Origin of the sequence: Streptomyces sp. NPDC056948 (assembly GCF_042674225.1) — a bacterium.
Lineage (GTDB): Bacteria > Actinomycetota > Actinomycetes > Streptomycetales > Streptomycetaceae > Streptomyces > Streptomyces purpurascens.
In genome coordinates this window covers 1-3,147 of record NZ_JBHUQX010000673.1, presented here as the reverse complement: position 1 = coordinate 3,147, position 3,147 = coordinate 1, and the positions used below count along the sequence as shown (strand labels likewise).

4 protein-coding genes are annotated in these 3,147 nt (G+C 70.5%); all 4 read right to left on the bottom strand.

Annotation, left to right across the window (positions count from 1 at the left end):
* Nucleotides 1-817, bottom strand: an 817-nt coding sequence (locus ACFTZL_RS43315; RefSeq protein ID WP_382595657.1) for a translation initiation factor IF-2 N-terminal domain-containing protein, incomplete at its 3' end; no start/stop codon positions are given.
* 146 nt (nucleotides 818-963) lie between these two features.
* The gene (locus ACFTZL_RS43310; protein ID WP_382496744.1) at nucleotides 964-1,260 is read right to left on the bottom strand and encodes a YlxR family protein; all 297 of its coding nucleotides are present in this window, start codon (nucleotides 1,258-1,260) and stop codon (nucleotides 964-966) included.
* A gap of 102 nt (nucleotides 1,261-1,362) precedes the next feature.
* Complete coding sequence (gene nusA / locus ACFTZL_RS43305) at nucleotides 1,363-2,361, bottom strand: transcription termination factor NusA (protein ID WP_382595655.1); 999 nt, start codon at nucleotides 2,359-2,361, stop codon at nucleotides 1,363-1,365.
* 2 nt (nucleotides 2,362-2,363) lie between these two features.
* A complete protein-coding gene (gene rimP, locus ACFTZL_RS43300) occupies nucleotides 2,364-2,864 on the bottom strand; it encodes a ribosome maturation factor RimP (protein WP_382595652.1) in 501 nt (166 codons plus the stop codon).
* Nucleotides 2,865-3,147 lie beyond the last annotated feature (283 nt).

The following is a 3,147-nucleotide window of genomic DNA, read 5'->3' as shown; positions in this document are numbered from 1 at the left end:
GGCTCGGACGGTTCCCGCCCGGAGCCTGCGGACGCGGACCGCCGCCCTGGGCGCCGGGCGCCTGGGGACGGGGACCGCCACCCTGGCCGCCGGGGCCGGGACGGCCACCCTGCGGACGGGGCGTCTGCGGGCGCGCCATGCCGGTGGAGCCACCGGAGGTGAAGGGGTTGTTACCCGGACGCGGACCGGCCGGACGGGAACCGCCCTGACGCGGCGCCGGAGCACCGGGACGCGGGCCACGCTCGCCGCCGGGACGGCCCTGGCCGCCCTGGCCCTGGCCGGGACCGCCGGAGGGACGGCCACCACCGGGCTTGGGGGCACCGGGGCGCCCGCCGGCGGGCTTCGGCGCGGCCGGGGACGGAGCCGCCGCGGGCGGCGCCGTGAACTCGGGCGCTGCCGGGGCCGGACGCGGCGCGGGCTTGGGGCCCGGCGTCGGACGCGGACCCGGGGCCGGCGCGGGGGCCGACGAGGCAGCGGGGGCCGACGGCTCCTGGGCCGCGGCGGGCTTGGGTGCGGCCGGCGGCTTCGGAGCAGCCGGGCGCTCCCCCACCGGCTTAGCGCCGTGGGAGGGGCCCCCAGCCTGCGCCGGAGAGGGCGCGGCGGGACGGGGGGCGGCCTTCTTGGGGGCTGCGGGCTTCGCGGCGGACTTGCCGTTGCCGCCACCCTGGAAGGCGTCAGTCAGTTTGCGTACGACAGGCGCTTCGATCGTCGAAGACGCCGAACGGACGAATTCACCGAGTTCCTGGAGCTTGGCCATGACGACCTTGCTCTCGACACCGAACTCCTTGGCGAGTTCGTAGACCCGGACCTTAGCCACTTCGCTCCTTTGAGGTCCGGGTTACGTCCGGACCGTCGCTAGTTCATGGGCGTACTCATCGCGTACTCATCGAGTGCTCATCGCAATCTCGACCTGCTTTCGACTCGCGAGGTACCAAGCCGCACGGTGTTCCGTGCGACACGTCTTTACCGTGTTGCCTGGTCGGCAACTGTTGTCTGCTCGACGTATCGGCGCAACGCCTTTGTGTCGAGCGGTCCCGGGGCGCGCAGTGCCCTCGTGAACGCCCGTCGGCGTACCGCCTGGTCCAGACAGATCTGGGCGGGGTGTACGTACGCACCCCGGCCGGGCAGCGTACCGCGTGGATCAGGGGCGCATGCGTCCTTGATCAACACGATCCGCAACAGATCGGCCTTGGCCGCTCGCTCCCGACACCCCACACAAGTGCGTTCAGGGCATGCGCGGACGCGCGTCCGGCCAGACACCGTTAAGTCTACCTCCCCGTACGCCCCTGACCCCTTTGGGGCAGGATTCGAACAGTTGCCGCGCATGAACCTGTCGTGATCTGAACGACCCGCGGCTTGGATCTATTCCTCCGAGCCGTTCACGGCCGGTTCCGTGTCCGGTCGGATGTCGATCCGCCAGCCGGTCAGCCGGGCGGCGAGCCGGGCGTTCTGCCCTTCCTTGCCGATGGCCAGGGAGAGCTGGTAGTCGGGCACGGTCACCCGGGCCGACCGGGTCGCCATGTCCACGATCTCCACCTTGGACACGCGGGCCGGGGACAGCGCGTTCGCCACCATCTCGGCCGGGTCCTCCGACCAGTCGACGATGTCGATCTTCTCGCCGTTCAGCTCGCCCATCACATTGCGCACCCGGCCGCCCATGGGGCCGATGCAGGCGCCCTTGGCGTTCAGGCCGGACCGGGTGGAGCGGACGGCGATCTTCGTCCGGTGACCGGCCTCCCGGGCGATCGCGGAGATCTCCACGGACCCGTCGGCGATCTCCGGGACCTCCAGGGCGAACAGCTTCTTCACCAGATTGGGGTGCGTGCGGGACAGGGTCACGGACGGGCCGCGTACACCCTTGGCCACCCGGACGACGTACGACCGCAGGCGCATGCCGTGCTGGTAGGACTCACCCGGCACCTGTTCCTGCACCGGCAGGATGGCCTCGAGCTTGCCGATGTCGACGAGCACGTTCTTCGGGTCGCGGCCCTGCTGGACCACACCGGTGACGATGTCGCCCTCGCGGCCGGCGTACTCACCGAGCGTCGCGTCGTCCTCGGCGTCGCGCAGGCGCTGCAGGATGACCTGCTTGGCCGTGGTGGCGGCGATACGGCCGAAGCCCGTGGGGGTGTCGTCGAACTCGCGGGCCTCCTGGCCCTCCTCGAGGTCGTCGGGGTCCTCCTTCGCCCACACGGTCACATGGCCGGTCTGCCGGTTGAGCTCCACGCGCGCGTGCCGGCGGCTTCCCTCGGTGCGGTGGTAGGCGATGAGGAGGGCCGATTCGATCGCCTCGACCAGCAGGTCGAAGGAGATCTCCTTCTCCCGAACCAAGCCCCGCAGGGCGCTCATGTCGATGTCCACGGCTACGCCTCCTCTTCCTTCTTGTTGTCCTTGCGGCTGAACTCGACCTGGACACGCGCCCGGACGATGTCGGCGAAGGCGAGTCTGCGTGCGGTGGGCTTGCGGCCCTTGACTCCGGGGATCTCGGTGTCGACACCGTCGTCGTCGACCTTCAGGATCCGGGCTACCAGCTCGCCGCCCTCGGTGAGCTGGAACTTCACCAGTCGGTCCGTGGCGCGCACGTAGTGCCGGTGTTCCGTGAGGAGGCGCTCCGCGCCCGGGGTACCGACCTCGAGGGTGTACTCGCCCTCGCCCATCGCGTCCGACTCGTCGAGCTTCGCCGAGAGCGCGCGGCTCACATCGGCGATCTGGTCCAGGTCGGCGCCCGTGTCCGAGTCGACGACCACGCGCAGCACACGCTTCCGTCCGACGGAGTCCACTTCGATCTCTTCGAGGTCCAAGCCCTGAGAGCTGACGAGCGGTTCCAGTAGTTCTCGCAGCCTCTCGCTCTGGGTGGTGCTCATCCGGGTGACTCCTCGGCCGCGTGTGCTGTTGTGGGATGGGGCGCGTGTCTGATCAAAGGGTATCCGGTCGCAGGGAGTGTTGCCGTCCACCCGGTGACGAACGGTGCCGCTGAGTGGTCTCGGGCGAAGGCCCGGGTACCGTGATCACGGGCGTGCAGCCCTGCCAGTCGCTTCTTTCTCGTACGAGCCCCCCCGAGGACGTCTGAAGTGCCGTTTCCCCCATCGCCGCGCGCCCGCTCGGGACCGCGCAGAAGGAGTCTGCTCGCCGTCGGCTCGACGGCCC

Excerpts from the sequence above, each read along its gene's own strand:
- rimP (WP_382595652.1), bottom strand. The coding sequence starts at position 2,864 with ATGAGCACCACCCAGAGCGAGAGGCTGCGAGAACTACTGGAACCGCTC.